25 protein-coding genes are annotated in these 24908 nt (G+C 58.2%); 24 read left to right on the top strand and 1 reads right to left on the bottom strand.

Annotated features, from left to right (window positions below):
• Positions 1-291 precede the first annotated feature (291 nt).
• The 23 genes from F617_RS0102275 to folD all read left to right on the top strand — a co-directional run bounded on the left by F617_RS0102275 (position 292) and on the right by folD (position 22214).
• Positions 292-1584 carry a flagellin gene (locus F617_RS0102275; protein ID WP_019564305.1) on the top strand — a complete coding sequence of 431 codons (1293 nt, stop codon included), beginning with the start codon at positions 292-294 and terminating at the stop codon, positions 1582-1584.
• A gap of 251 nt (positions 1585-1835) precedes the next feature.
• Positions 1836-2486 (top strand): hypothetical protein, encoded by a 651-nt coding sequence (locus F617_RS0102270; protein ID WP_019564304.1) that lies wholly within the window; start codon positions 1836-1838, stop codon positions 2484-2486.
• Positions 2483-3766: a MotB family protein gene (locus F617_RS0102265; protein ID WP_019564303.1), complete on the top strand. Its 1284-nt coding sequence runs from the start codon at positions 2483-2485 to the stop codon at positions 3764-3766. Before F617_RS0102270 ends, F617_RS0102265 begins: the two co-directional genes overlap by 4 nt.
• Positions 3763-5040 (top strand): chemotaxis protein MotC, encoded by a 1278-nt coding sequence (gene motC, locus F617_RS0102260; RefSeq protein ID WP_003515101.1) that lies wholly within the window; start codon positions 3763-3765, stop codon positions 5038-5040. Before F617_RS0102265 ends, motC begins: the two co-directional genes overlap by 4 nt.
• Positions 5037-6392, top strand: a complete 1356-nt coding sequence (locus F617_RS0102255; RefSeq protein ID WP_019564302.1) for a flagellar hook-length control protein FliK — start codon at positions 5037-5039, stop codon at positions 6390-6392. The genes motC and F617_RS0102255 overlap by 4 nt, the downstream gene beginning before the upstream one ends.
• A complete protein-coding gene (locus tag F617_RS0102250; RefSeq protein WP_019564301.1) occupies positions 6340-6906 on the top strand; it encodes a lytic transglycosylase domain-containing protein in 567 nt (188 codons plus the stop codon). Before F617_RS0102255 ends, F617_RS0102250 begins: the two co-directional genes overlap by 53 nt.
• 282 nt (positions 6907-7188) lie before the next feature.
• A complete protein-coding gene (gene rem, locus F617_RS0102245) occupies positions 7189-7860 on the top strand; it encodes a transcriptional activator Rem (protein ID WP_003515107.1) in 672 nt (223 codons plus the stop codon).
• A 104-nt stretch (positions 7861-7964) separates the two neighbouring features.
• Positions 7965-9245 carry a flagellar hook protein FlgE gene (locus tag F617_RS0102240; RefSeq protein ID WP_003515108.1) on the top strand — a complete coding sequence of 427 codons (1281 nt, stop codon included), beginning with the start codon at positions 7965-7967 and terminating at the stop codon, positions 9243-9245.
• Between the two features lie 22 nt (positions 9246-9267).
• The gene (flgK, locus tag F617_RS0102235) at positions 9268-10746 is read left to right on the top strand and encodes a flagellar hook-associated protein FlgK (RefSeq protein WP_003515109.1); all 1479 of its coding nucleotides are present in this window, start codon (positions 9268-9270) and stop codon (positions 10744-10746) included.
• Positions 10747-10749: 3 nt separating this feature from the next.
• The gene (locus F617_RS0102230) at positions 10750-11853 is read left to right on the top strand and encodes a flagellar hook-associated family protein (RefSeq protein WP_003515111.1); all 1104 of its coding nucleotides are present in this window, start codon (positions 10750-10752) and stop codon (positions 11851-11853) included.
• A gap of 34 nt (positions 11854-11887) precedes the next feature.
• Positions 11888-12232: a flagellar biosynthesis regulator FlaF gene (gene flaF, locus F617_RS0102225; RefSeq protein WP_003515112.1), complete on the top strand. Its 345-nt coding sequence runs from the start codon at positions 11888-11890 to the stop codon at positions 12230-12232.
• A complete protein-coding gene (flbT, locus tag F617_RS0102220; RefSeq protein WP_003515113.1) occupies positions 12229-12678 on the top strand; it encodes a flagellar biosynthesis repressor FlbT in 450 nt (149 codons plus the stop codon). Before flaF ends, flbT begins: the two co-directional genes overlap by 4 nt.
• The gene (gene flgD, locus F617_RS0102215; protein WP_003515114.1) at positions 12669-13139 is read left to right on the top strand and encodes a flagellar hook assembly protein FlgD; all 471 of its coding nucleotides are present in this window, start codon (positions 12669-12671) and stop codon (positions 13137-13139) included. The genes flbT and flgD overlap by 10 nt, the downstream gene beginning before the upstream one ends.
• Positions 13140-13188: 49 nt before the next feature.
• Entirely contained in the window at positions 13189-13455 is a 267-nt protein-coding gene (locus F617_RS0102210) for a flagellar biosynthetic protein FliQ (protein WP_003515115.1), read from the top strand.
• 159 nt (positions 13456-13614) lie between these two features.
• A complete protein-coding gene (flhA, locus tag F617_RS0102205; RefSeq protein ID WP_003515116.1) occupies positions 13615-15702 on the top strand; it encodes a flagellar biosynthesis protein FlhA in 2088 nt (695 codons plus the stop codon).
• Positions 15699-16454 (top strand): flagellar biosynthetic protein FliR, encoded by a 756-nt coding sequence (fliR, locus tag F617_RS0102200; RefSeq protein ID WP_003515118.1) that lies wholly within the window; start codon positions 15699-15701, stop codon positions 16452-16454. The genes flhA and fliR overlap by 4 nt, the downstream gene beginning before the upstream one ends.
• A gap of 15 nt (positions 16455-16469) precedes the next feature.
• Entirely contained in the window at positions 16470-16889 is a 420-nt protein-coding gene (locus F617_RS0102195) for a hypothetical protein (protein ID WP_019564300.1), read from the top strand.
• A gap of 115 nt (positions 16890-17004) precedes the next feature.
• Positions 17005-17562 (top strand): rod-binding protein, encoded by a 558-nt coding sequence (locus F617_RS0102190; protein ID WP_003515121.1) that lies wholly within the window; start codon positions 17005-17007, stop codon positions 17560-17562.
• A gap of 29 nt (positions 17563-17591) precedes the next feature.
• Positions 17592-17960, top strand: a complete 369-nt coding sequence (locus tag F617_RS0102185) for a hypothetical protein (RefSeq protein ID WP_003515122.1) — start codon at positions 17592-17594, stop codon at positions 17958-17960.
• Positions 17960-18496: a hypothetical protein gene (locus tag F617_RS0102180; protein ID WP_003515123.1), complete on the top strand. Its 537-nt coding sequence runs from the start codon at positions 17960-17962 to the stop codon at positions 18494-18496. The genes F617_RS0102185 and F617_RS0102180 overlap by 1 nt, the downstream gene beginning before the upstream one ends.
• Positions 18497-18673: 177 nt before the next feature.
• Entirely contained in the window at positions 18674-19348 is a 675-nt protein-coding gene (locus F617_RS0102170; protein WP_019564297.1) for a WecB/TagA/CpsF family glycosyltransferase, read from the top strand.
• A gap of 113 nt (positions 19349-19461) precedes the next feature.
• Positions 19462-21237, top strand: coding sequence for a hypothetical protein (locus tag F617_RS0102165; RefSeq protein WP_019564296.1), 1776 nt, complete (start codon positions 19462-19464; stop codon positions 21235-21237).
• A gap of 77 nt (positions 21238-21314) precedes the next feature.
• Positions 21315-22214, top strand: a complete 900-nt coding sequence (gene folD / locus F617_RS0102160; RefSeq protein WP_003515126.1) for a bifunctional methylenetetrahydrofolate dehydrogenase/methenyltetrahydrofolate cyclohydrolase FolD — start codon at positions 21315-21317, stop codon at positions 22212-22214.
• Between the two features lie 9 nt (positions 22215-22223).
• On the opposite strand, the gene F617_RS0102155 is transcribed toward folD, so the two are convergent.
• The gene (locus F617_RS0102155) at positions 22224-23249 is read right to left on the bottom strand and encodes a LacI family DNA-binding transcriptional regulator (protein ID WP_019564295.1); all 1026 of its coding nucleotides are present in this window, start codon (positions 23247-23249) and stop codon (positions 22224-22226) included.
• Between the two features lie 275 nt (positions 23250-23524).
• Between F617_RS0102155 and F617_RS0102150 the strand changes: the two genes are divergently transcribed.
• Positions 23525-24886 (top strand): ABC transporter substrate-binding protein, encoded by a 1362-nt coding sequence (locus F617_RS0102150; protein WP_019564294.1) that lies wholly within the window; start codon positions 23525-23527, stop codon positions 24884-24886.
• Positions 24887-24908 lie beyond the last annotated feature (22 nt).

Raw genomic sequence — 24908 nt, 5'->3', positions numbered from 1 at the left:
ATTTTCATATATTATCCATTGCGCCTTCCGAATTCGCGGGCGCGATGGCTTCATTCGGGCACTTTTTCACCCGACCTTGCCTGAAGCGTGTCGGTTTATGCAAAACCGGCCTGTGAAGGCAAGGAACGCCTTGCAAATCAGCGTTGTTGTTTGGTACCTATCGAATTAACGATTTGTTAACGAACGGCAGGTCGCGGTGGCTCTTTTTACCATCGCTGATGCGCATGATGCCTCTGCTCGTTTTCGGCGCAGCGCCGGATTTTTCCCGACAGTACCAATTGGGTGGACCCAATGACCAGCATTTTGACCAATGCGGCGGCGATGGCCGCGCTGCAAACCTTGCGCATGATCGACAAGAATCTCGAGACGACGCAGGCGCGTGTGTCGTCCGGCTACCGTGTCGAAACGGCGGCGGATAATGCCGCCTACTGGTCTATCTCCACAACCATGCGCTCCGACAATGCAGCGCTCTCGGCCGTGCAGGATGCATTGGGACTGGGCGCCGCCAAGGTCGATACGGCCTATGACGCCCTTGCGAACTCGATCGAGGTCGTCAAGAAAATCAAGGAAAAGCTTGTCGCCGCCTATGGCGTCGGGGCTGACCGCGGCAAGATCCAGGACGAAATCAAGCAGCTTCAGGAACAGCTGAAGAGCACGTCGGAATCTGCCTCCTTCTCCGGCGAGAACTGGCTGCAGGCCAGCATCAGCAATGGTGGCACGCCGCCGGTTGTAGAACCCATCACCAAAAAGGTCGTCGCGTCCTTCACGCGCACCGGTTCGGGCAATGTCGGCGTCACCACGGTTGACTATGTGCTGGACGGCAGTGCCGTGCTTTTCGACCTCAGCGGCGGAAAACTCGGTATTCTCGACAAGAGCGCCGTTTTTGTCGCGAAGACGGAACAACAGATCACCCAAACATCGACGACAGCCGGCGTGACCACCAATGCGGGTTACGTCGTCAAGAAATTGACGGACGCCGAAATCGGCACGCTGAATGCGGCGACGCCGGATACGAATGCCGACCCGAGCGTCTACAGCAACGGAACGGTGAATTATCTTCGTTTGTCCGAGAATACCTGGGTCAAGGTGACGGCGACCAACCCTTCGAGCGGCACCACCACCGTCGCGGCGGCCTATCGGGACACAGGCAGCAACGATTGGTTCTATGACACGACCGGTGCGCCGACCTCCGTTGCCAGATCCCTCGGTCTTTCCGTCTCCACGCTCGATCTCGACAATCTCGATGTCGTGGCGGCAGCCATGAGCGGTTTTTCCGGTGGCACCACGAACTACACCGCTTCCGACGCCATCGATGTGATGATGAGTTTTGTCGACAAGCAGCTCGAAGCCATGACCAGTACGGCCTCCAGCCTCGGCTCCTTGCAGAGCCGCATCAACATGCAGGAGAACTTCGTCTCGAGCCTGATGGACGTGATCGACAAGGGTATCGGCCGTCTCGTGGATGCGGATATGAACGAGGAATCGACCAGGCTGAAGGCTCTGCAGACACAGCAGCAGCTCGGCATCCAGGCGCTCTCGATCGCCAATGCCAACGCGCAAAACATCCTTCAGCTCTTCAAGTAACCCGGCGTCGGTCCGGCGGGTTCGGGGGAGTTGGTTGCAAGGTTTCTGAAAACGGGGCCCGCCTTCATCCTCGCACAAGTTTGAACACCTAACGTCGGGGCAATATCGGGTGGATCGCATGGCGTGATCCGGCCGGAAACAATTGAAGAGACGGGCAGGGTAGCAAGGATGACGGTGGTGCCGCCAAACGGCTTTGATCGCAGGCAACGAAACATGTCTCGCCCCTTTGGCCTGTTTTGCCGGGGGCGGGCATGAGCGCGTCCATTGCAAGATATCTCAAGGATTTCGGTGACGTGCAGCCCGCGGGACTGACGTTCGGCGAACCGTTGGCAGACGTCGACGGCATTTCCGGTTTTGGCGATATTGCGTCCGGTTTCGATGAATTCGAGCCGCTCGACGTCGAAAGCGAAAAACAGGCCGCCTATGCCCGTGGTCACGAGGATGCGACCCGCGAGATCACGGAGAAAATGCAGGCCGAGCGCGAGGAGCTTCTTGCTGCTCATGCCGCAGAACTCGAAGGCTTACGTTCCGTCTATCTGGAAGAAATTGCCGTTTTCCTGTCGCTAAGACTGCGTGAAGGCATCGATGCGATCGCCACCAATCTCAGCGAACAGACCGCCAATATCCTTGCCCCGGTTCTGACCGAAGAGCTGTCGCTGAAGGCGGTTTCGGCGCTTGCGGATGTCGTTCGTGCCTCCATGCCGGATGGCGAGGCCGTGACCCTTGTCGTGAAAGGCCCGAAAGATTTGTTTGAGCAGCTGAAGACGCAGCCGGGCTTTGAAGAAGAGACGATGAAATTTACCGAGACGGCAGATATCGACCTCTCCGTTGAGTTGGGTGAAAGCGTGTTCGTCACGCGCATGTCCGCCTGGGCGTCCAGTCTTCGCAAGGTGATGAAATGAGTGAAGGCGAAAATCACCACCACGGCAAGAACGAGATCATCATCGTCAAACGCCACAAGGGCGGGCACGATGGCGCCCATGGCGGCGCGTGGAAGATCGCTTACGCCGACTTCATGACGGCCATGATGGCGTTCTTCCTCGTCATGTGGCTGGTCAATGCCGCAAACGAGGAAACCAAGGCCTCGGTCGCCAGCTATTTCAATCCGATAAAGCTGTCCGATGAAAAACCTTCGTCCAAGGGGCTGGAAAAGCCCGTGGACAAGGAAGAGGGCGTCGAGAAGAAAGACCAGTCCAACATAAAGGCGGAAAAGGTCACCCAGGGTTCGGCCGCTGCGACAGGTGAAGACCTGACGTCCCAGACCGGGGAGCAGTCGAACTTCTCCGAAGCGGACTTTTTCGAGAATCCCTATTCCGTTCTGGCGGAAATTGCCCAGCAGGTCGGGCAGCAGGCCAATGTCAGCGCCAAGGGCGAAGGTGGTGCTGCCGATTCCGGCCCGGCGACGGGTGCGAGCGGCGGTGAGGCTTACCGCGATCCCTTCGATCCCGATTTCTGGACCCAGCAGGTGAAGATCACACGTGCGGACCAGCAGCAAAATCCGGTCGAACAGCAGCAATCTGCCGAGAACAAGCAGCAGGACGCTGCAAAGGATAATGAAGCGGTTGCGGCTAAATCGTCTCAGCAGCCAGCCGATGGTGCAGATCACGGCAAGGCCATGGAAGTCGCCGCCGTGGTGCCGCAGCAGCGGCCGGGTGCCGCCGAGCAGGCAGCACTTACGCAGCCTCAGCCGGAGCAGCAGCAAGGTACTGCTGCGCAGAAGGAAGAGGCCAAAGAGCTGCGCCAAGAGATCGAGAAGCAGATATCCGGCATCAGCGGCAAGCTCGCCGAAGGTCTGGTGGTGACGCCCGCCGAAGGCGGATTGTTGTTGACCATTTCCGACCAGACGGAAACGCCGATGTTCAATGTCGGATCGGCTGTGCCCCGCGGCGAAATGGTCCTGGCCATGGAGAAGATCGGCAAGTTGCTTCAGGAGCGTGGCGGCAGCGTGGTGATCCGCGGCCATACCGATGGACGCCAGTTCAAGGGTGAGGCCAATGACAATTGGCGGCTTTCCATGGACCGCGCGCATAGCGCCTATTACATGCTGGTTCGCGGCGGCCTGTCGGAAGAGCGGGTGAAACAGGTTTCGGGTTTTGCGGACCGCAGATTGCAGGTGCCGGCAGACCCGCTGGCGAATGCGAACCGCCGTATCGAAATCCTGCTTGAGGCCGATCGGGGGTGAGTGTGACGAAATCCTCGAAACGTTGGGTTTTTCTTGCGGCGACACTGTGTGGTCTCGGTGCCGAACCGGCGAAGGTTTTTGCGCAATCGCAAGACAACCTCATGCCCTATGCCATGTTGCGCTCCCTGCAGTTCGTGCAGGATTCGGTCACCATGGGAGACCATTCGGCAACCGAAATGCAGCGGTTTCTGCTCCAGACGATCGACGAGCGGCTGAAGAGCGCACCTTCGGCGATCTTCAAGGATCCGCGCAATGTCGATGCGGCGCTTGTCTACGCGATGAGCGGCGGCAATCCGGCCACGCTCGAATTGCTCGTCGCGCGGGATGTGGACGGCAATTTCGACAGCCGCGTCGCCGATATTCTGCGCAAATATCTGTCCGGCAAGGGAACGCTGGTCGCCCAGAGCATCGCGGCCATGGTGCCCGAGTATCGCGGCACGAGAATTGGCGCCTATCTTGCACTGATCGGCGGCAATGTGACGATCCCCCGCGATCCGGTGGCTGCGCTGGGTTTCTATGACATAGCCCGGCTCGAAGCGCCCGGTACCATCGTGGAGGAGGCTGCACTCCGCCGCTCGCTTGCTATCGCCGTTGAAGACGGCGATGCCGGGCGTGGCGTCGAATATGCACAGCGTTACGCGCGGCGGTTCCTGCATTCGCCCTATGCCAGCCAGTTCGCGGACCTTCTGGTCTCACTGGTGGTCAAACGTGTCGATTCCATCGGGCACGACACGATAGAGGAAACATTCGCCATGATGGACGCGGAGAGGCAGAAGGAAGCTTATCTGCGCCTGTCCCGTCTCGCGGCGATCAGCGGCAAGGATTCGCTGGCGCGCATGGCGGCGTTGAAGGCGAAAGCGCTGTCGCCGGATATGCCGGACCAGCCGCAAGTTCAGGCAAATCTATATGAAAGCCTTTCCAATATCGGCACGCCCGATGTGGTGAGCGCGATTGAAACAATCGGGCAAATTCCCGAGGCCCAGCTTTCGGATCGCGACAGGGCCCTGCGGGACGCGGCAAGGGCAATCGCCGACCAGGTGGTTCGTCCGCCTTCCCCGCAGCCTGGCGCCGATCCCGGTGTCACGGCAGGGCAGGGGGCCGGGTCGGGCGCGCCCGCGAATGAGGCGGCCAGTGCCGAGACCAAGGGCATATGGAGAGTTGAAAACCACAAGGCTGAGGATGAGGGCGAGAACGTCCGGCAACTCGTGACGAGCGGCCGCAGTAAGCTCGATGAAATCGACAGCCTTTTGAAGAAAGGCGAGGGGGCACCATGATCGACGCAACCATCAACGCGATAGTGAATGCGCCATATAACGATCCGCGCGCTGGCAGCGCCAGTGTGAGGGACGACGCCAAAGGCGGAAGTTTCGGCGACACCCTCGCGACGGTCAGGGAAGAGCGCCCGCCGCAGGCACCGCATTCGCGTCATCAGCAGGAAGCGGGATCGGCTGAGGAGCAGAATGCGCAACCGGATGACGATGCTGAAAAGACGGATGTGCCGGTCAAGCGGCCCCCGAGCTTCCTGAACGTGATCGTCAAGGACCATTCCGGAGAAGGCCATGGTCACGAGGCGCTGGCGGAACTTCAGAATGCGATTAAGACGGCGCACACATCGCCTGAAAACGGCAAACCTGGCAAGAAGGTCAAGGACGCCGACAAGGAGAGCCAGACGGCGGCGGATGCAATCGATCCGAAGCTGGCAGAGCTGCAGACGCTCACGGCCAATGTCGGCGATATCGTGACAGCCAAGACGCCCCTTGAGGAAATTGCGCAGGCGATTGCCGGCAAGGCCGATGTCAAATCCGAAAAGGTCGAAACGGTCAGGGGTAAGGCTGATCCTCTGGCGAAGGACATGCACGCACGGACCGAGCTTGCCGGAAACGAAGCCGGATCCGGATCGGGCACTGAAGGCGACGCCTCGGCATTCCGCTTCGCATCTCCTCGTTCCGGCACGGCCCGCGCTCTCGATATGAGTACGGTTCAGCGGGATGGCCGTGTCGAGTTCGATGCCCGAGAAAGCAGTGGCAAGGCGACCGAGACGATTACCGTTCTCGATTCGCGGCGGTTCATTGGTCTGGCACCATCATCCAACGCCTCGGCTCTGACTGGCCTCATCGCCAATGATTCTGAATGGGTTAGCGCTATGCAGCCCGGCTCGTCGCTGTCCAATGAGGCGGCCCAGAGCAGCACCGGCAAAGTCGTCCATACGCTGAAGCTGCACATGACGCCGATCGAGCTGGGATCGGTGACGATGTCGTTGCGTCTTGCCGGTGATGAGCTTGCCGTTCACATGACGGTGGAGAACGTGGCCGCCTACAAAAAGCTTCAGCAGGACAGCAAGAGCATCCTCGAGGGCCTCAAGGTGCAGGGTCTGACGGTCGATAACATCACGATCAGCATTGCTTCTTCTGACAAGAGTGACCAAACGGGCACACAAGCCAACAATCAGCAAAATCAGCAGGCGCAGCAGCAGGGCCAACAGGCCGCCGCAGGGCGCAACCGTGACGAGTCCGGCACACGCGGCGGACGGCAGGGCAATGGTGATAATTTGGGGGTGCATAATGAAGGCATGGATGGCGCTCTTGGCTCTGCCCGCACTTCTGCTGACAACGGCGTTTACCTCTGAAAACGCCTCCGCTTCGGCAACGTCAGGTGTCTGTGAAAGGGAAATTCAGTCCGCCGCCCGGAAATACGGCGTGCCGGAGGGAATTCTCTATTCTGTCGGCCTGACCGAGACCGGTCGCAAGGGTCGGCTTGACCCCAACGCCATGAATATTGAGGGAAAACCGGTATTTGCCTCCTCCACCGAGGAGGCATTGACCACTTTCGAGACGGCAAAGCGCAACGGCGCCAAGCTGATCGACCTCGGATGCATGCAGATAAACCACTATTTCCATGGCGAAAACTTCACATCCGCGCGTGAAATGTTCGATCCGCGCCGCAATGTCGAATATGCCGCCATGTTTCTGCGCAATCTCCACAACAGGCACGAAACCTGGACCATGGCGGTCGCCCGCTACCATGCCGGGCCCAACAACGACCCGGCTCAAAAGAAATATGTCTGCCGGGTGATCGCCAATCTGGTGGCGACGGGCTACGGAAAATGGACCGCCAACGCGAAAAATTTCTGCGACGGATAACAACCATCGATTGTTTTGATGCGGTCAAGGACTCGCAATTTGAAATGTGGCGAGAGAAAGCCCTAAAAAAGGCGCCGCAAGCGATTTTTTCGGATTTTTGAAATTTTTACACAAAAATTTTGTACCGTATATGGTTAACAACCACTATATATAGATCAAATCGGCACAAAATGGTTAATCAATTATTAATAACTATCGATGATTTCCTACAGTTGTCGCTGAATCCCCCGATTCGTACCAATGCCGCATTGGAAAACACCACACTGATTCGGAGGCGGACGAATGATCGTAGTGGTTGATGAGCGCGAGCTCGTTAAAGACGGCTATACTTCTCTATTTGGGCGTGAGGGCATCCCCTCGACCGGTTTCGATCCGGTCGAATTCGGGGAATGGGTCTCGACGGCAGCGGACAGCGATCTGGCGGCCGTAGAGGCATTCCTGATCGGTCAGGGCGACCGGAGCTTCTCCTTGCCGAAGGCGATCAGGGATCGCACGACGGCACCGGTGATCGCGGTCAGCGACCAGCCATCGCTGGAATCGACGCTGGCGCTGTTCGACAGCGGCGTCGACGATGTCGTGCGCAAGCCGGTTCACCCCCGTGAAATCCTTGCGCGTGCGGCGGCGATCCGTCGCCGCCTGCAGGTTATCTCGAATTTCACCGATGCGGGACCGATCCGGGTTTTCTCAGACGGTCGTGATCCCGAAGTCGGTGGCGAGGTCTTTGCCTTGCCGCGGCGCGAGCGCCGCATCCTTGAATATTTGATTGCCAATCGCGGACGCCGCGTTTCCAAGGCGCAGATTTTCAATGCCATCTACGGCATCTTCGATGATGACGTCGAAGAGAACGTCGTGGAAAGCCACATCAGCAAGCTTCGCAAGAAGCTTCGCAAGAAGCTCGGCTACGATCCGGTCGATTCCAAGCGTTTCCTCGGTTACAGCATTGATTGGCAATAATATTCATTCATCCGCGTGGTCTTTTTCAAACGCGGTATTTCAGACAGCTTCACGCAAGCCAAACGCTTTACCTTCTCCCTGAAGATGACCACGAGGGTTTTTGAATGAGTATTTTCGGCACTATGCGAACCGGTGTGTCCGGCATGAATGCACAGGCTAACAAGCTGGGAACCGTTGGCGACAACATCGCTAACGCAAGCACCACCGGCTACAAGCGCGCATCGACGTCGTTCTCCTCGCTCGTTCTGCCCTCCTCGTCGGGCAGCTATGCGTCCGGCGGCGTGCAGTCCAACGTTCGCTACAGCATTTCAGAGCAGGGCAACCTGTCCTACACCACGTCGAGCACCGATCTTGCCATTCAGGGCAACGGTTTCTTCGTGGTTCAGGATGGTGGCGGCACGCCTTATCTCACACGTGCCGGCTCGTTCGTGAAGAATGCGGAAGGCTACCTGGAAAACGCAGCGGGCTTCCAGCTGATGGGTTACCCCTACGGGGCAAATGCGCCAGCTGCCGTCGTCAACGGCTTTACCGGCCTTGAGGCCGTCAACGTCAATAATTTCGGCCTGACAGCATCGCCCTCCACGCAGGGCAGCTTCCCGGCCAACCTCAATCGCGATGAAGCCGCTGTTGCGGCGGGCTCGCGTCCGAGCGACAACCTTGCAACATCGACGATCGGTAACAAGACATCGTTGACGGCGTACGACAGCGGTGGCGCGAAGGTTCTCTACGATTTCTATTACACCAAGACCGGCGCCAATACCTGGGAAGTGGCAGTCTATCGTCAGGACCAGTCGACCAATGGCGGCTTCCCTTACACGGCGACCCCAGCAGCGAACCTTGTCAAGGAATCAGTCACGCTGGCATTCGACCCGGCGACCAATAAGCTCACACCTACCTCTCAAAAGTCGATCACCATCAACGACACGGTCAGCGGCGTCCCGCAGGCAATAAGTATCGACCTGTCCGACATGTCGCAGTTCTCGACGAAGTTCACGCCCGGCACCGCGATCCTGAACGGTAACGGCCCGAGCCAGATCAAGGACGTGGAAATCGGCAAGGACGGCGTAGTGACTGCAGTCTATCAGGATGGTGGCCGCCGCAACATCTACCAGCTGGCGGTTGCCACGGTGCCGAGCGTCGACAACCTCTCCCCTCAGAACGGCAACGTTTATCTGCCGAGCAACGAGTCGGGCGTCGTCACCATCGGTTTCCCGCAGACGGGCAGCTTCGGTTACATCCAGAAGGGTGCGCTTGAGGGCTCGAACGTCGATATCGCCAGCGAACTCACCGACATGATTGAATCCCAGCGTATCTATACAGCGAATTCGAAAGTCTTCCAGACCGGGTCGGATTTGATGGATGTCCTGATCAATCTGAAGAGATAGTAATTCTCACGAGGACAAATGAATGTCGCTCACGTCAGCAATGAATACTGCGCAGTCGATCTTCAACAATACAGGTAAGCAGACGGACGTTACTTCGAAAAACATTGCCAATGTGGGTAATGCGAACTACGTCAAGCGAACCGCCATTCTCGGCACGACCATGTCAGGTGCAAGTATTGTCGCCAACGGCCGTGCCCAGAATGAGAGCCTCCTGAGGCAGACGATCTCCAGTGCATCCCTCGCTTCCGGCCAGAAAACCGTTCTGACCGGGCTCGAGGAGATGAAAAGCCTTTTCGGCGGCAACGATTACGAGAGTTCGCCTGCCACCTATATGAAGGAACTGCTGAAGAGCCTTGACGGTTATGCCTCAAAGCCGAGCGATTCCGCGCTTGCTGCGACTGCGGTTACATCAGCCGTGGATGTCGCCAATTCCCTGAACAAGGCTTCGTCCGAGTTGCAGGCGATGCGCCTGCGTGCCGACAAGGAAATGTCCCTTCAGGTCGACAAGCTGAACGGCCTGCTCGCGAAATTCGAGGAAGCCAACAACGAGGTCAAGGCGCAGACCGCGATCGGCGGCAATCCAAGTGACGCTCTCGACCAGCGCGAGACGCTGCTGAAGGACATTTCGTCCATCATCGGGATCAACGTCGTCAATCGTGAAAACAACGACGTGGCGCTCTACACGGCGGATGGCGCGACCCTGTTCGAAGTCGTGCCGCGCAAGGTTACTTTCAAGGCGCAGCCGGGCTACGACGCGACGGTCACGGGCAACGCGATCTACGTTGATGGCGTCGCGATCAAGGCGAGCAGCGGCAGCAACACGACAGCGGAAGGTTCGCTTCAGGGTCTGATGCAGGTTCGTGACGACCTGGCGCCAACCATGCAGAGCCAGCTCGACGAAATTGCGCGCGGCCTCATCACCATGTTTGCGGAAAAGCCGGCCAGCCCGACCAGCACGCTGCCGAAGATGCCAGGCCTCTTCACCTACGGCTCGCCTGCGGCCACAACCATTCCGGCAAGCGGTGTTGTCTCTCCCGGGCTCGCTGCGAGCATTACCGTCAACCCTGCGTTAATTATTTCCAAAGGTGGAAACCCGGAATTGTTGCGCGACGGCGGTATCAACGGTACCGCTTATGTAATCAACAGCACAACTTCAGGCGGAACCGGGTTTTCCGCACTGATCGACAGCTATGTCACTGCTTTTGACGCGCCCATGAATTTTGCCGCGTCGACACGTATCGATACGAATACAAGCATCCTGAAATACGGCACCAACTCGGTGGGGTGGCTCGAACAGGAACGATCCGGCGCAACTTCGGCAAACGAAGCGAAAAGCGCGCTCTATGAGCGCTCCGCCACCTCCTATTCGAACAATACTGCCGTCAGCCTGGATGAGGAGCTTTCGCTGCTCATGGATATCGAGCAATCCTACAAGGCCGCCACGAAGCTGGTGACCACCATCGACGACATGCTCAAGTCGCTGATGGATATGGTGAGGTAATAGATGAAAACGTCCTTCATTTCATCGCTGGCGATGCAGAACAGCATGCGCAGCACCATCCTCAAGGCCCAGCTTGAGATGACGAACCTCAATACCGAGCTGACCACGGGCAAACATGCGGACCTGGGCGTGACGCTGGGTGCCAACACGGCCCGCAGTCTTGACCTTAATCGCGATGTCGATCGTCTCTCTTCGCTCGTCAGCGTCAATTCCATCGCCACGCAGCGCCTCAAGTCCTCTCAGGCGGCACTTGATGGCATGGCAAAGGCCGCCCAGGAAATTCAGAAGGTTCTTGTTCCGAATACCAGCAGCGCAGCACCAACGCTGGCAACGGTCGCCAAAACCATTTCGAATGCGTTCAACACCTTCACCGGTTTTGCCAATACGGCAGTCAGTGGCGAATTTCTGTTTTCCGGCATCAATACGGATGTGAAGCCTATCGATGACTACTTTGCCGAAGGATCGACGCTGAAAGCAGCCTATGAGGTTGAGCTGAACGCGTTCATGGCGGCACAGACACCTGCGGTCGGTAACATTGCCGACCTGTCCAAGGATCAGGCCGCGGCGTTCATGACCCGTATCGAAGGCGTGTTCAACGGTACTACGCCGGTTACGAACCCACCGCACAGCGATCTGACGGCCGGCCAGAATTACGATTTCTGGACGACCTATGGGTCGAAGGCGAGCGACACGAACATGACGAGCCGCATCAGCCAGAACGAGGTGGTCGAGACATCGACCAACAGCAACTCGCAGGGCATGCGTTATTTCGCGATGACAGCAATGACGGCGATGACGTTCCTTGATGACAAGGTCCCAAGCGATGTTCGCGAACTGGTGGCGACCAGGTCGGTGACCAATATAGGCACGGTCATTAGTGGTTTGAACCAGCAGCAGAGCCAGCTCGGCCTTTCCGAAAGCCGTGTTTCGAAAGCGAACGACTCGCTCGCCGCCCAGAAAAAGATCATCGAGACTCATCTGCTGGATATCGAGGGGATCGATACCTACGAGGTGAAGACACGCCTGGATCTGCTCCAGCAGCAGATTGAAATTGCCTACAGCCTTACGTCGCGTCTGCAAAAAATGAGTCTGGTAAACTACCTCTGATGAACAGGGGTGGCGGCAGATAAAGGATACATGAATGTACCAGTTTTCCTACGCCGAAATCATGGAGGATGGTGTCGCAGACGCGAAGGATCGCGAGCGGCAGGCGTTGACAAAATCGATCGATCTACTGGTGGAGGCAAAGGATTCCTCTTCCCAGCGCCACACGATCGAAGCGCTTTTTTACACTCGACGGGTCTGGATCCGCTTCATTGAGGACCTCAAGCAGCCCGAAAACCAGCTGGCCATGGAACTCAGGGCAAATCTGATTTCGATCGCGATCTGGATTTTGAAAGAGTGCGAACTGATCCGGAAACGTCAGTCGACGAATTTCCAGGGTATAATTGACGTGACAACCATCATCAGGGATGGACTGAAATGAAAAGTACACTTCGAATCTCGCTGAAATCGGGCGAAAAGATTTTCATCAACGGCGCGGTTTTGCGGGTGGATCGCAAGGTGGCCCTCGAATTCCTGAACGATGTCACGTTCCTGCTTGAAAACCACGTCCTGCAGCCGGAGCAGGCGACGACGCCGCTCAGACAGCTTTATTTCATCGCCCAGATGATCCTCATCAACCCGGAAGGACGCGAACAGTCGACGAACCTGTTCCGCAAATCCGTGAGCATGCTGCTGAATTGCTTCCAGCATGAGGAGATTCTGGCCGAACTCAAGCGTATCGACGGTCTGGTTGCCTCGGGTAAGGCTTTCGAAGCGCTGAAGGCCATTCGTGGCCTGTACCCGACCGAGGAAAAGATCCTCAACAATCAGGAAATGACCCCCGCAACGATCGAGCAGATTCGCAAGGAGATCGCACCATGGCGGTAGATGCAGTCACGTCGGCAGCCTCTAACCCCTGGGCAAATGCCGGGGCGAGCAGCAACGACAAAAGCGCGGCCTCGCTTAACTACGACAGCTTCCTGAAGCTTCTCATCGCCCAGATGAAAAACCAGGATCCGACCAGCCCGATGGATGCCGGCCAGCAGATGTCGCAGCTTGCGAGCTTCTCGCAGGTTGAGCAGACGATCAAGACCAACACCCATCTGAAGAGCATGCTGCAGGCCGAAGCCCTGACGCGCGCTTCCGACCTGGTTGGCAAAACGGTCAAGAGCGCCGACGACAAGGTCACCGGCGTGGTAAAGGAAGTCGAAGTCTATTCGGACGGCGTCGTCGCCATCACAGAAGCTGGTGACAAAGTGCTGCTGCAGGCCGGTGTGACCTTCTCGAACGGTCCGATCGCGACTACACCTGATAGCGGCACCGATTCGGACGTGCCGGCAGGTTCCTGACATTGAAGAGGCGGCATGACGCCGCCTTTCCGGAATAAAGGATGCGACGATGAACGAGGCCGATGCGCTTGATATCATGCAGGCGGCAGTCTGGACGGTTCTCGTCGCGGCCGGTCCCGCCGTTCTCGCGGCCATGATCGTTGGTGTCGCCATCGCCTTCATCCAGGCCCTGACCCAGGTTCAGGAAATGACGCTGACCTTTGTCCCTAAAATCGTAACGATCATGATCGTTCTCGGCGTTGCCGCCCCGTTTGTGGGCGCGCAGATCGCCCTTTTTTCCAATCTCGTCTTTTCGCGGGTTCAGTCGGGCTTCTGACGCCCGGCCCGTCTGGATGCCATCCTCGCGCAAGCTTCAGCGACTAGGGATAGGCTGAAGCATCGGGCTGAATTGCGTCAGCGATTTTAGAAAACCGGTGCCGCGGAACCGTGCGGCGGCTTTTCCGTCGCCCTTCTCATGAAGAGACAGGACGATTTTATGGCGCAACCACCAGTCATTTCCTTGCCCAAGGTAAGCCCGAGCATGCGGGATGTCGGTTTCGCATTGGGCATCGTGTCGATCCTCTGCGTGCTGTTCCTGCCCATTCCGGTCGTTCTGGTGGATGTCGGTCTGGCCTTTTCCATAGCACTTTCGGTCCTCATCCTCATGGTGGCGCTCTGGATACAACGTCCGCTGGATTTCTCGTCTTTTCCAACCGTGCTGCTGATCGCGACCATGATTCGCCTGTCGCTGAACATTGCGACGACGCGTGTCATCCTTTCGCACGGCAACGAGGGGCCCACGGCGGCGGGCGGCGTGATTGCGGGCTTCTCCAGCCTCGTCATGTCGGGCGACTTCGTGATCGGTCTGATCGTCTTTCTGATCCTGATCACCGTCAACTTCATCGTTATCACCAAGGGTGCCACCCGTATCGCCGAAGTCGGCGCGCGCTTTACGCTGGATGCCATTCCCGGTAAGCAGATGTCGATCGATGCGGATTTGTCCGCTGGCATCATCGATGAAAAGGAAGCGCAACGCCGTCGCCGCGAACTGGAAGAGGAAAGCTCGTTCTTCGGTTCGATGGACGGTGCCTCGAAGTTCGTACGCGGCGATGCGATCGCCGGCCTGATCATCACCGCGATCAATATTTTCGGCGGCATCATCATCGGTTACTTCCGCCACGGCATGCCGATCGGCGAGGCTGCCGATGTTTTCGTAAAGCTTTCGGTCGGCGACGGTATCGTTTCGCAGATCCCGGCCCTTATCGTGTCGCTGGCGGCTGGCCTTCTGGTGTCGCGCGGCGGCACCTCCGGATCGACGGATCAGGCCGTCATCAATCAGCTGAGCGGATATCCGCGTGCCTTGATGGTCGCAGCCATGCTGATGGGGCTTCTTGCTGTCATGCCGGGATTGCCCTTCCTGCCCTTCACGCTTTTGGGCGGCATCATGGCCTTCGGCAGCTGGTATATTCCGCGCCAGGTCGAAGCGGAAAGCGCGCAGCGCCGTCAGGAAGAGGAGGACAAGGTTCTCCAGACCAACGAAGCGGAAAAGGACTCCGTCAAGCAGGTCCTCAAGACGTCCGAAATCGAACTTGCCCTCGGCAAGCAGGTTTCGACCCGCCTCCTCGGTGCGCATCAGGAACTGGCTTTCCGTGTCGGCAAGATGCGCAAGAAATTCGCGACCCAATACGGCTTCGTCGTGCCGGAGATCAAGGTCTCCGACGACATCATGATCCCGGAAAAGGCCTACCAGATCCGTGTCCATGGCACGACGATCGCGTCGAGCAATCTGCGCGTTGGCGATGTTCTTGTCGTGACGGGGGCAGGGCGCAAGCCGAGCATTCCGGGCGACGAAATCCGCGAACCCGCCTTCGGCATGCCGGCCGTTTCCATTCTCGAGACATTCACCGAGGATTTGAAGCGCGAAGGTTTCCACCCGATCGACAATGTCTCTGTGGTGCTGACGCATCTGAGCGAGGTCATTCGCAACAATCTCCCGCAATTGCTGTCCTACAAGGACGTCAAGATCCTCATCGACAGGCTGGACCCGGAATACAAGAAGCTTGCCGACGAAATCTGCTCGTCGCACATGTCCTATTCCGGCCTGCAGGCCGTGCTGAAACTGCTGCTCGCCGAACGTGTGTCGATCCGCAACCTGCATCTCATTCTGGAAGCGGTCGCCGAACTTGCCCCGCATGTGCGCAAGACCGAGCAGATCGTCGAACATGTACGGGTGCGCATGTCGCAGCAGCTCTGCGGCGATCTTGCCGACAATGGCGTATTGCGTGTGCTTCGCCTCGGCAATAAATGGGACATGGTCTTCCATCAGGCGCTCAAGCGCGATCAAAAGGGCGAAATCGTCGAATTCGATATCGATCCCCGCCATCTCGAGGAATTTTCCGAGCAGGCATCGAAAGTTATCCGTGAATTCATGGATCGCGGACTACCCTTTGTCCTTGTCACGTCGCCGGAAACACGGTCCTATGTGCGCATGATCATCGAACGACTCTTTGCGACCCTGCCGGTTCTCTCGCATGTGGAACTGGCCAAGGGGCTGGAGATCAAGATTCTGGGCGCCATTTCATGATAACCGACCCGCAAGGGACAATTATCGCATTGTTCCTTGCAATTTGCCGTATCGGCGCCTGCTTCATGACCATGCCGGGCTTTTCCAGTTCGCGCATCTCGCCGCAGATACGCATTCTCCTGTGCGTTGCGGTGTCCATGGCGCTTCTGCCGGTACTGTGGGATACGATCTATCCGAAAGTCTCCGGCGCAAGCCAGGGCGCCGTTGTCGGCCTCATCTTCACCGAGATCGTCATTGGCGCAATGTACGGGCTGATCGCGCGGTTTTACACGCTCGGCTTCCAGTTCACGGGCGCGCTCATCGGCGCATCCATCGGGCTTAGCGCTCCCGGCGGAGCGGATGCCGTTGAAGACGTGCAGGAAAACCAGATATCGAACTTCATCACCTTCGGTGGGCTCATGGTGCTGTTCATCCTGGATTTCCACCATATCGTCCTGCGGGCGCTGGTCGATTCCTACGCCACGACACCGGTCGGCGCGCTCATCAGCGGCCAGAAGATGCTGATAACCCTGACAGACACGCTGCGCGCCTCCTTTTCCATCATGCTGCGGCTTGCCAGCCCCTTTGTAATTTACGGTCTGATGTTCAACGTTGCGGTCGGCCTCATCAACAAGCTGGCGCCGCAAATCCCAGTCTACTTCATATCGACGCCTTTCGTTCTCGCGGGCGGTATTTTCATGCTTTACCTGTCGATCGCGGCCCTCATCCGGCAATTCGTGGATGGTTTCGGCCCGGTCTTCATCGGCTTCTGATCTGGAGAAAACGCCATGGCTTCGGACAAGCGTTCGGCCAAACTCAAGCGCCTGGTAACGGTCCAGCGCCACATGGAGAAAATGGCCGAGGTTGAACTGGCCGACACCACCCGCGTGCGTGCCGAAGTGGCGCAATCCATGGAGAACGTGCTTGACGCGATGAGTTCCATGGAGCCGGTCCACCAGACGTTCTCCAGGCACTATTCGGATCGTTACGGCCGCCTTGTCGTCAAGGACCGTCAGCTCTCCGGCGTGCAGCAATTGCAGGAAAACAAGGTGCTCAAGGAAAAGACCAAGGCCGACCGGCTGGAGGACAGGATGCATCTCGCGCGCGATCTCGAGGATCGGGAGGCCGACGACAATGCAATCTATGATCTGTTAGAAATCACGAACGCATCCCGGACACCAGCCTCCAGCAAGGTTGGCGATCCATAGTCTGTCCCGTTGTTGCATCGTTGGGCGTCCAGAGAGACGTATTCAGCGGTGTTTCTTGATTGAGCGAACGCCCCGGTTTTAATGCCGCCCGTTCGTCAGCTCGGGAGTTCTGGACGTGGCGATATCGGTTATAAGCGATCTGGTGATGGATGTGGTTCGCGCTGCGGACCCTCAGGAAGTGCAGGTCGCCCAGGAAAAATTGAAGGCGAACAAGGCGGCTTTCGCTGCGACGAGCCTTGCCGATTCGGGCAAGGGCTTTGGCGCTGCCATTGATATGCTTGACAGCGCCACCTCGAAGGCAGGTCTCGGCAATACCAACATCCGCTCTGCCCGTACCGAAGTTCCGGAAACATATCGCAAGTATGAGGCTTCCGTGCTTCAGACCTTCGTTGCCAACATGCTGCCGAAAGACAGCGAGGAGGTCTACGGCAAGGGTAACGCCGGCGAGATCTGGAAAAGCATGATGGCGGAACAGTTTGCCGACACGATTTCCAGAAATGGCGGCGTTGGCATTGCAGAACAGGCCTACAAGGATGCGTTGCGGAAAGCCGAGAGCAAAGGCATTACCGACGTATCCATGAATGACAAAGACCATAATGCTGCAATTCGGATGGTGGCGGAGTTCGAAAGGCAGGTCCTCGGCGTTTCCAATGATAAAACGGACGAGGCTTGAGCATGATAAATCATAACGAGGAGACAAGCATGGACCTTATGTCGAACGACCACCGCATCAAATCCGTTCTCGGCCGTCTTGAAATGATCATCGACAATGAGAATGACAATATCGGTAAGGACCCCCAGTTCGATTTCAAAGTCTCCAATGCCCATAAAAGCCGTTGCCTCTATGAGTTGACGATGTTGTTCCGCGATACGCCCCATGAGGAAATCGCCGCCGGACATCTCGATCAGGTGCAGGGCATCAAGTCCAAGCTCGCGACCAATGCCAGCCGCGTCGAGGCGCATCTGAATGCGGTTCGCGCTGTTGCGGATCTTCTCAAGACCGCGATTCAGGAAGCCGATACGGACGGCACCTATTCCCAGGAACAGTTCATGTACGGCGCAGCCTCCTGATGTTGAAGCTTCTTCTCACCGGCGTCTGGGTTTGCGCCGTCACGCTCGGCGCGGTGTATTTCTCCGTCCAGATGGCGACGGCCCCCTCGTCGGGAGATGAGGCGGGGGCGAAAAAGGCAAGTCTGCAGCTGGTCAAAGGCGAAAGCATCACCATCCCCGTCATCAATGACGGTGGTGTGAACGGTTATTTCCTCAGCCGCATTTCCTTGCGTGTCGACAAGGACAAGATGGCGAAGATCGAACTGCCCGCAACGCAATTGATGACCGACGAACTCTTCACGCTTCTGGCGGGTTCTTCCATGGTCAACATCGCCAATATCTCCACCTTTGACCCTGATGTCTTCAAGCAGCGCATCCGAGAGGGGCTGAACAAGAAACTCGGCGACGAGGTGGTCGGGGACGTCCTGATCGAGCAGCTCGATTATCTGTCGAAGGCCGATATTCGCGAGCAAAAGGGCAACGGCTCGCCCCGTTCGGTCAAGCTTGTCGAAGGCGAGAAAGTCGACACCGGAAAAGAAGCGGCCCCAAGCCACTAACGGCGGCGCGGTGCAGGCCACCGGTCTGGTTAATCGCCCCTTTCTATTTTCCGGAATATTCGATCGGTTGCCTTCAGGGTAAATTCAACCAGCACCTGTATAAACAGACCCATGAGCTGCCGTCCCGCAAACCATGCGCCGGATTGGCGGCGGTGGATTTGGCATTCGGGGGCTGGCATGAATTTCGCAGCAGATTTTGCGCGGACGGGATCGCAACGGAATATTCACGGACTGCGCGTCTGTGATCTGGACTGGAACGGGGCGCTGGAAATGGTCAGCGGCCAGGCTTCGGCTTGTGATGGCCACACGATGCTCTCGTTTCTTACCATCCAGAATGCCAGGCTGTCCCTCAAGGACATTGCTTACAGGCAGATTCTGGAAAGCTGTCTGCTTCTGCCGCAGGGCAGGGGTATGAATGCCGCCGCACGGGCCGAAAACGGCAAGCCTCTGCCCGAGACCATCGATGGTGTTGCCTTCGTCATGGCACTTCTGACCTATATGGCGGTGCCGAAACGTATCGGCGTTGCGGGGGATGATGCAGCACAGGTCGGAGAGGTCCTCGCCAAGCTGCGCGCACATGCGCCCTGGCATGATTTCGTCATGCTGAATCGGGATACGTCGGGCGTGAAGGTGGATGTCGTGCTGGCGGGCATGCTTGCGGAAAACCAGGAGAAATGGCTGCATCGCAGCATCAATCGCGATGATGCGCGTCTCGTCATCGCGGTCGGTCCCCTGTTCAAGGTGCTGGCGTCCGAAGTGGCTGGCATGCCCGAAATCTTTCGCAAGCTGCATATGAGCTGGCTTTACAGCCTTTGCGCCGAGCCCTGGCACATCGCGCTCGGCAAGGGCTGAGGCGGGTCGGCAAAGCCCGCGTTAACCATTTGTTTGCCACGATCCTTTAACCTCCCGTAAGGTTTTGAAAGCCGCCTGTTGCGGGCGGCGCCGAGCGTGGCAGACGGCTTCAGATGGTTGATCACAGTCCCGATATGATGGCGACGCGCCCTGATGAGGATGGTGTTGCCGTGCCTGCGTCGCAATTTCGCAAACATTGTCTGCGGCTTCTGACAGCCGGTTGCGTAGCCGCCGCCACCGTTGTGGGGGCTGCACTTCCGCTGCTGCTCATCGATTCCGGTTTTCGCGGATATGTTTCGCAGGCGCATGTCGAGGTTACCCAGACCGGCTACGACGCACCCGATGCGGCACGCTTTCTTGCCATGGCCCGCCGCACCCTGCTTTCTCCGTCCGGTCTGGACCGTATAACGGGCGACCTCAAATTGAAGCCCGCCGACATGGTCGGCGTTCGCAATCAGGGCGAACTTGGCCTGCTTTTCGACCTTTTGACCGGGGCGGATACCCGTTCGCTTTCCCCGCGTGAAGCATTGAACGGTGCTGTGGGCGAGGCGATCCGTCTGGAACTGACGCCGGATGAAAACACGCTGATTGTAACCTCGAAGGCAGCGACGCCGGAAACCGCGATGCGGCTTACGGATTATCTTTCGATGCGTGTTATGGCGGATGGCAAGGCCGGCACCATGACGCCCGCCATGCGCGAGACGGAGCGGGCGCGCACCCGGTTGGACGAGGCGGAAGCCGCCTTGAACGGTTTCCAGATGCGCCACGGCGAGGCCGTCCTGGCGGAAGTGCAGCAACTCGAGCAGCAATTGCGCGACCTCAATGACAGCCTTGCGGGGACGACCCAGCAGCAGCAGTCGCTTCAGACGGATCTGGCGGTGGCCACCGGCCTCAAGCCGAATGACGTATTGTCAAAGCCCCTGCCGTCAGGCGCTGCTTTCTCTGTGCTTGAGGACATCAGGCAAAGACATGCAAGTGCCAGCATGGCGCTTTCAGGCGTCTCGGTCGATTACGGCCCGAAACATCCCCGCCGCATCGCCGCCCAGAATGCCGTAGATGCCGTGCAGGCGCTTGTCGCTCCCGCATTGCGTCAGCTGGTCGATGGCTTGCGCGCCGATGAGAAGCGCGTCGCACAGGAAGTTGCAACCGCGAACGCCGAACGAACGAAACATCTCGACCGCCTGAGCAGCCTTGGTGTCACGCCCGGTGAATTCTCCAGATTGCAGGGTGAACTGGAAACGGCGCGAAATGCCTATCTTGAGGCGAGCGAGCGTCGGGACATGTCCTCATCCACCACAACCGCCGTTGAGACCCGCCTCACCAGGAAGGCCGGACCGGGCGAATTGTCGCGCGACCTCACACAAGCCGCTATGCTGGCAGGCGGTGGCGCGTTGCTCGGCCTGCTGGGCAGCCTGTATCTCCTGAGCTACCGTCGCCATGACGAGGAGGAGGCACTCGTCTTTGATGATGCGCACGTTCTGCCCTCCGAAAAAGCGCCTGAGCAATCGGGGCAGTTTCCCGAGTTCGAGCCGATCGAGCCGGATGTGTTCCATGATCTGGAAGAACCGGCCGCGGATAGCGAATTCGAGCCGGAGGCTGAGTTCGCGGACTATTACGCCGGGGCGGCGAACGATAGCGGATTCGATACCGATGACATTCCGCTGGACGAGCGTGTGCGGCAGGTTCTGATGGGCAACCGCACCGTCAGGAATACCCCCCAGACGACCCCGGAGCTGCCGCCCTTGCTCAGTGAAGCCCTTGCCGGGCATTTCGATCACGAGCAGGCCGAAGCCGAGGAATTGGCGGAATTGAGACGCGAGTTGGCGCTCTTGAGGGAGCGCCTCGCCGATTACGCCGAGCATCGCGACGACTACCGCAAAACTGCCTGACGAAGCTGCATTTTTGCTTGCATTCCTGCAAAGTCGGCACCATACGGGGCCAACGTAATCCAGCAGGAGCAGGACGCATGGCAGTTGTGATTGACGGAAAGGCAAAGGCGGCTTCGGTAACGGAGGCGGTCCGCAAATCGGCAGAAACGCTTGAGGCGGAACAGGGTGTGAAGCCCGGTCTCGCGGTTGTCATCGTCGGCAACGATCCGGCCAGCCACGCTTACGTGAATTCCAAAAGCAAGACAGCCAAGCAATGCGGCTTCAATTCCGTTCAGCACACGCTGCCGGAGGAAACAACTCAAGATCAGCTTCTGAAGTTGGTCGGCGAACTGAACGCCGATCCCTCCATCCACGGCATTCTGGTACAGCTTCCTTTGCCGAAACACTTCAATTCCGATGAGATCATCCAGTCGATCCTGCCCGAGAAGGATGTGGATGGCCTGAGCGTGCTGAACGCCGGCAAGCTGGCGACCGGCGATCTCGCAACCGGCCTCATCTCCTGCACGCCAGCCGGCGCCATGCTTCTGGTGCGCAGCATTCACGGCGAAGATCTTTCCGGCCTGAACGCCGTGGTCATCGGCCGCTCCAACCTCTTCGGCAAGCCGATGGGCCAGCTTCTCCTGAACGCCAACGCCACGGTGACGATGGCGCATTCGCGCACCAAGGATCTCGCCACCGTCTGCAAGACGGCCGATATTCTCGTGGCGGCGGTGGGTCGCGCGGCAATGGTGAAGGGCGATTGGGTAAAGCCCGGCGCCACCGTCATCGATGTCGGCATCAACCGCATTCCCGCTCCGGAAAAGGGTGAAGGCAAATCGAAGCTGGTCGGTGACGTCGCCTATGATGAGGCAAGCGCAGTCGCTGCTGCCATCACCCCCGTTCCGGGCGGCGTAGGCCCGATGACGATTGCCATGTTGATGGCCAACACCGTCATTGCCGCCTATCGCGCGCTTGGAAAGACCGCACCGAAGTTCTGAAATCGGTAGTTACTCTTTCGGAGCGGGTCCTGTGGAGGCGCGGACGACAAGTTCCGCCTTCCAGAGTTCCTGATGAGGTTCGGTCTGGTTAAGCTTGATCCGGTTGATCAGGCGCTGCCCGACACGCACCCCCGCCGCCCGCAGGGATGAGCGGGTGGTGGTGAGAGGCACCGAGAAATTGTCGGGCTTCAACAGCGGCAACACATCGTCATGGGCAATCAGCGAAATATCCTTGCCCGGTTTCAGGCCGCGCTGGTTGAGCGAGCGGATCACGCCGAGTGCCAATGCGGTACTGGCGCATACAATGGCGGTTGGTCTTTCCGGCTGTGACAACAGCGCTTCCATGCCGAGATAACCCTCCTCGTCGGTCATGCTGCTGTGTCTTGTGTGTTCGGGGCGCAATGTCAGCCCATTTGCCGTCAGCGCCTTTTCCACCCCGAGACAGCGGCGGAAGGTGAAGTCGTAGCCCTCCGGCCCGTTCAGAAGCCCGATGCGCTTGTGGCCAAGCTGAAGCAGCAGCTGGGTCGCATCGCGAAATGCGGCCTCATTGTCCACGTCGAGAAAGGGATAATCCTCTTCCACGCCGATGGAGCGGCCATGGACGAGGAAGGGCAGGGAAAGCGATTGCATCATGGCGATGCGGGCGTCGTTCTTCTTCATATAGGCGAGGTAGATGCCATCAACGCTGCCGCTCGCCGCCAGCCCCCGCAGGGCTTCCCGTTCCTTTTCCGGCTCCGTGGGGGTGATGACGAGGTGAAATCCGCTGCGAGCCGCTTCTTCGCCTAGACCGCTCAGGAATTCGCCGAAATGCACATCCGAGCGGTGGTGCTCGCCAACCGGCATGACCAGTCCGATGGAGCCGACCTTGCCAGTCGCCAACCGTTGCGCCGCGGCATTCGGGCGATATCCGGTCTTTTCGGCGGCGTCCATGACGCGGCGGCGCGTCTCTGCGCTCACCTCGGGATATCCGTTGAGCGCTCTGCTGACGGTTGTCTGAGAAATCCCCAGCAGTTGCGACAACTGTTTCAGGTTCATGTTTGTTTTTCCTCCATGCGCGCGCATCGGAAATGGCAAAAGCCTCTCCTCTAACTCCCAAAGCGCTTTAGTTTTTTACCAGTCCCTGCCGGTTTTCTCAATCGAAAACGATAGCCGCCTTTCTAAGTAAGTATGACTATTCATACGACAATGCGGCATGTCCAGCGAAAGAGCCTCTTGACTCCTTCTCAATGACAATGAGATGAATAGGCAGCCAAAGCGCTTTGATTTATGGGAGATGCTTTGAGCCTTTTATGTGATGGGAGGTAAATCACATGCAGAAGACCTTTTTGGCGACGGCGGCTTCTATAGTGCTGCTGTCGGGTTCGGCCTTTGCCGCCGATCTGAAATTCGCGCCCGGTCAGGATGCCAAGTTCAACTGGAAAAGCTACGAAGACTTCAAGGCGGCCCATGCCGACCTGAAAGGTCAGACGCTGACGATTTTCGGGCCCTGGCGCGGCGAGGACGAGGCGCTGTTCCAGACGGTGCTGGCCTATTTCTCCGACGCGACCGGCGTGAACGTCCGCTATTCCTCCTCGGAAAACTACGAACAGCAGATCGTCATCGATACGCAGGCGGGTTCTCCGCCCAACATCGCCATCCTGCCGCAGCCCGGTCTTCTGGCCGATCTCGCCGCCAAGGGTTTTCTGGTTCCGCTCGGCGATGAGACCGCAAACTGGGTCAAGGACAATTACGGCGCTGGCCAGTCCTGGGTTGATCTCGGCAGCTACAAGGGCAAGGACGGCAACAAGGCTTACTTTGCATTTCCCTTCAAGGCCGACGTGAAGTCGCTCGTCTGGTACGTACCTGAGAACTTCGAGGAAGCGGGCTATAAAGTGCCCGAGAGCATGGAAGACCTGTTCAAGCTGACGGACCAGATCGTTGCCGATGGCGGCACACCCTGGTGCATCGGCCTCGGTTCCGGCGGTGCGACCGGCTGGCCGGCAACGGACTGGGTGGAAGACCTGATGCTGCGCACGCAGCCACTCGACGTCTATCAGAAATGGACGACGAACGAGGTGAAGTTCACCGATCCGGCCGTCGTTGCGGCAATCAATGAATTCGGCAAATTCGCCAAGAACGAAAAATATGTCAGCGGCGGCGTTGCGGCTGTCGCCTCCACCGACTTCCGCGACAGCCCGAAGGGTCTCTTCGACATTCCGCCGAAGTGCTACCTCCACCATCAAGCGTCCTTCGTGCCGTCCTTCTTCCCTGATGGTACCAAGGTCGGAACGGATGTGGATTTCTTCTATATGCCGACCTATGCCGCAAAGCCTGAACTCGGCAAGCCGGTTCTGGGCGCCGGCACGCTCGTCACCATCACCAAGGAAGCGCCCGCCGCCAAGGCTTTCGTCGATTTCCTGAAAACCCCGATCGCCCACGAAGTCTGGATGGCACAGTCCAGCTTCCTGACGCCGTATAAGGGTGTGAATGTCGATACCTATGCCAATGAGCAGATGAAGCGCCAGGGTGAAATCCTCACCTCCGCGACCACCTTCGGCTTTGACGGTTCCGACCTGATGCCGGGCAAGATCGGCGCGGGTGCATTCTGGACCGGCATGATCGATTTCGTCGGCGGCAAGTCGGCCGATCAGGTCGCTGCCGATATCCAGAAGGCCTGGGACGGCCTGAAGTAACCTCAACAGAGCTTGGCCCGGC

The organism is Agrobacterium sp. 10MFCol1.1 (genome assembly GCF_000381165.1).
Lineage (GTDB): Bacteria > Pseudomonadota > Alphaproteobacteria > Rhizobiales > Rhizobiaceae > Agrobacterium > Agrobacterium tumefaciens.
This window is presented reverse-complemented; position numbering and strand designations above follow the sequence as displayed.

Bases quoted from the DNA above. Each gene is read 5' to 3' on its own strand.
- folD (WP_003515126.1), top strand. From the start codon at position 21,315: ATGGCAGTTGTGATTGACGGAAAGGCAAAGGCGGCTTCGGTAACGGAG.
- F617_RS0102230 (WP_003515111.1), top strand. From the start codon at position 10,750: ATGAAAACGTCCTTCATTTCATCGCTGGCGATGCAGAACAGCATGCGC.
- F617_RS0102265 (WP_019564303.1), top strand. From the start codon at position 2,483: ATGAGTGAAGGCGAAAATCACCACCACGGCAAGAACGAGATCATCATC.
- F617_RS0102255 (WP_019564302.1), top strand. From the start codon at position 5,037: ATGATCGACGCAACCATCAACGCGATAGTGAATGCGCCATATAACGAT.
- F617_RS0102240 (WP_003515108.1), top strand. From the start codon at position 7,965: ATGAGTATTTTCGGCACTATGCGAACCGGTGTGTCCGGCATGAATGCA.
- F617_RS0102165 (WP_019564296.1), top strand. From the start codon at position 19,462: ATGGTTGATCACAGTCCCGATATGATGGCGACGCGCCCTGATGAGGAT.
- fliR (WP_003515118.1), top strand. From the start codon at position 15,699: ATGATAACCGACCCGCAAGGGACAATTATCGCATTGTTCCTTGCAATT.
- F617_RS0102185 (WP_003515122.1), top strand. From the start codon at position 17,592: ATGGACCTTATGTCGAACGACCACCGCATCAAATCCGTTCTCGGCCGT.
- F617_RS0102150 (WP_019564294.1), top strand. From the start codon at position 23,525: ATGCAGAAGACCTTTTTGGCGACGGCGGCTTCTATAGTGCTGCTGTCG.
- F617_RS0102195 (WP_019564300.1), top strand. From the start codon at position 16,470: ATGGCTTCGGACAAGCGTTCGGCCAAACTCAAGCGCCTGGTAACGGTC.
- F617_RS0102250 (WP_019564301.1), top strand. From the start codon at position 6,340: ATGGCGCTCTTGGCTCTGCCCGCACTTCTGCTGACAACGGCGTTTACC.
- flbT (WP_003515113.1), top strand. From the start codon at position 12,229: ATGAAAAGTACACTTCGAATCTCGCTGAAATCGGGCGAAAAGATTTTC.
- flaF (WP_003515112.1), top strand. From the start codon at position 11,888: ATGTACCAGTTTTCCTACGCCGAAATCATGGAGGATGGTGTCGCAGAC.
- F617_RS0102180 (WP_003515123.1), top strand. From the start codon at position 17,960: ATGTTGAAGCTTCTTCTCACCGGCGTCTGGGTTTGCGCCGTCACGCTC.
- rem (WP_003515107.1), top strand. From the start codon at position 7,189: ATGATCGTAGTGGTTGATGAGCGCGAGCTCGTTAAAGACGGCTATACT.
- F617_RS0102275 (WP_019564305.1), top strand. From the start codon at position 292: ATGACCAGCATTTTGACCAATGCGGCGGCGATGGCCGCGCTGCAAACC.
- flhA (WP_003515116.1), top strand. From the start codon at position 13,615: ATGGCGCAACCACCAGTCATTTCCTTGCCCAAGGTAAGCCCGAGCATG.
- F617_RS0102155 (WP_019564295.1), bottom strand. From the start codon at position 23,249: ATGAACCTGAAACAGTTGTCGCAACTGCTGGGGATTTCTCAGACAACC.
- F617_RS0102270 (WP_019564304.1), top strand. From the start codon at position 1,836: ATGAGCGCGTCCATTGCAAGATATCTCAAGGATTTCGGTGACGTGCAG.
- F617_RS0102210 (WP_003515115.1), top strand. From the start codon at position 13,189: ATGAACGAGGCCGATGCGCTTGATATCATGCAGGCGGCAGTCTGGACG.
- flgD (WP_003515114.1), top strand. From the start codon at position 12,669: ATGGCGGTAGATGCAGTCACGTCGGCAGCCTCTAACCCCTGGGCAAAT.
- F617_RS0102170 (WP_019564297.1), top strand. From the start codon at position 18,674: ATGAATTTCGCAGCAGATTTTGCGCGGACGGGATCGCAACGGAATATT.
- flgK (WP_003515109.1), top strand. From the start codon at position 9,268: ATGTCGCTCACGTCAGCAATGAATACTGCGCAGTCGATCTTCAACAAT.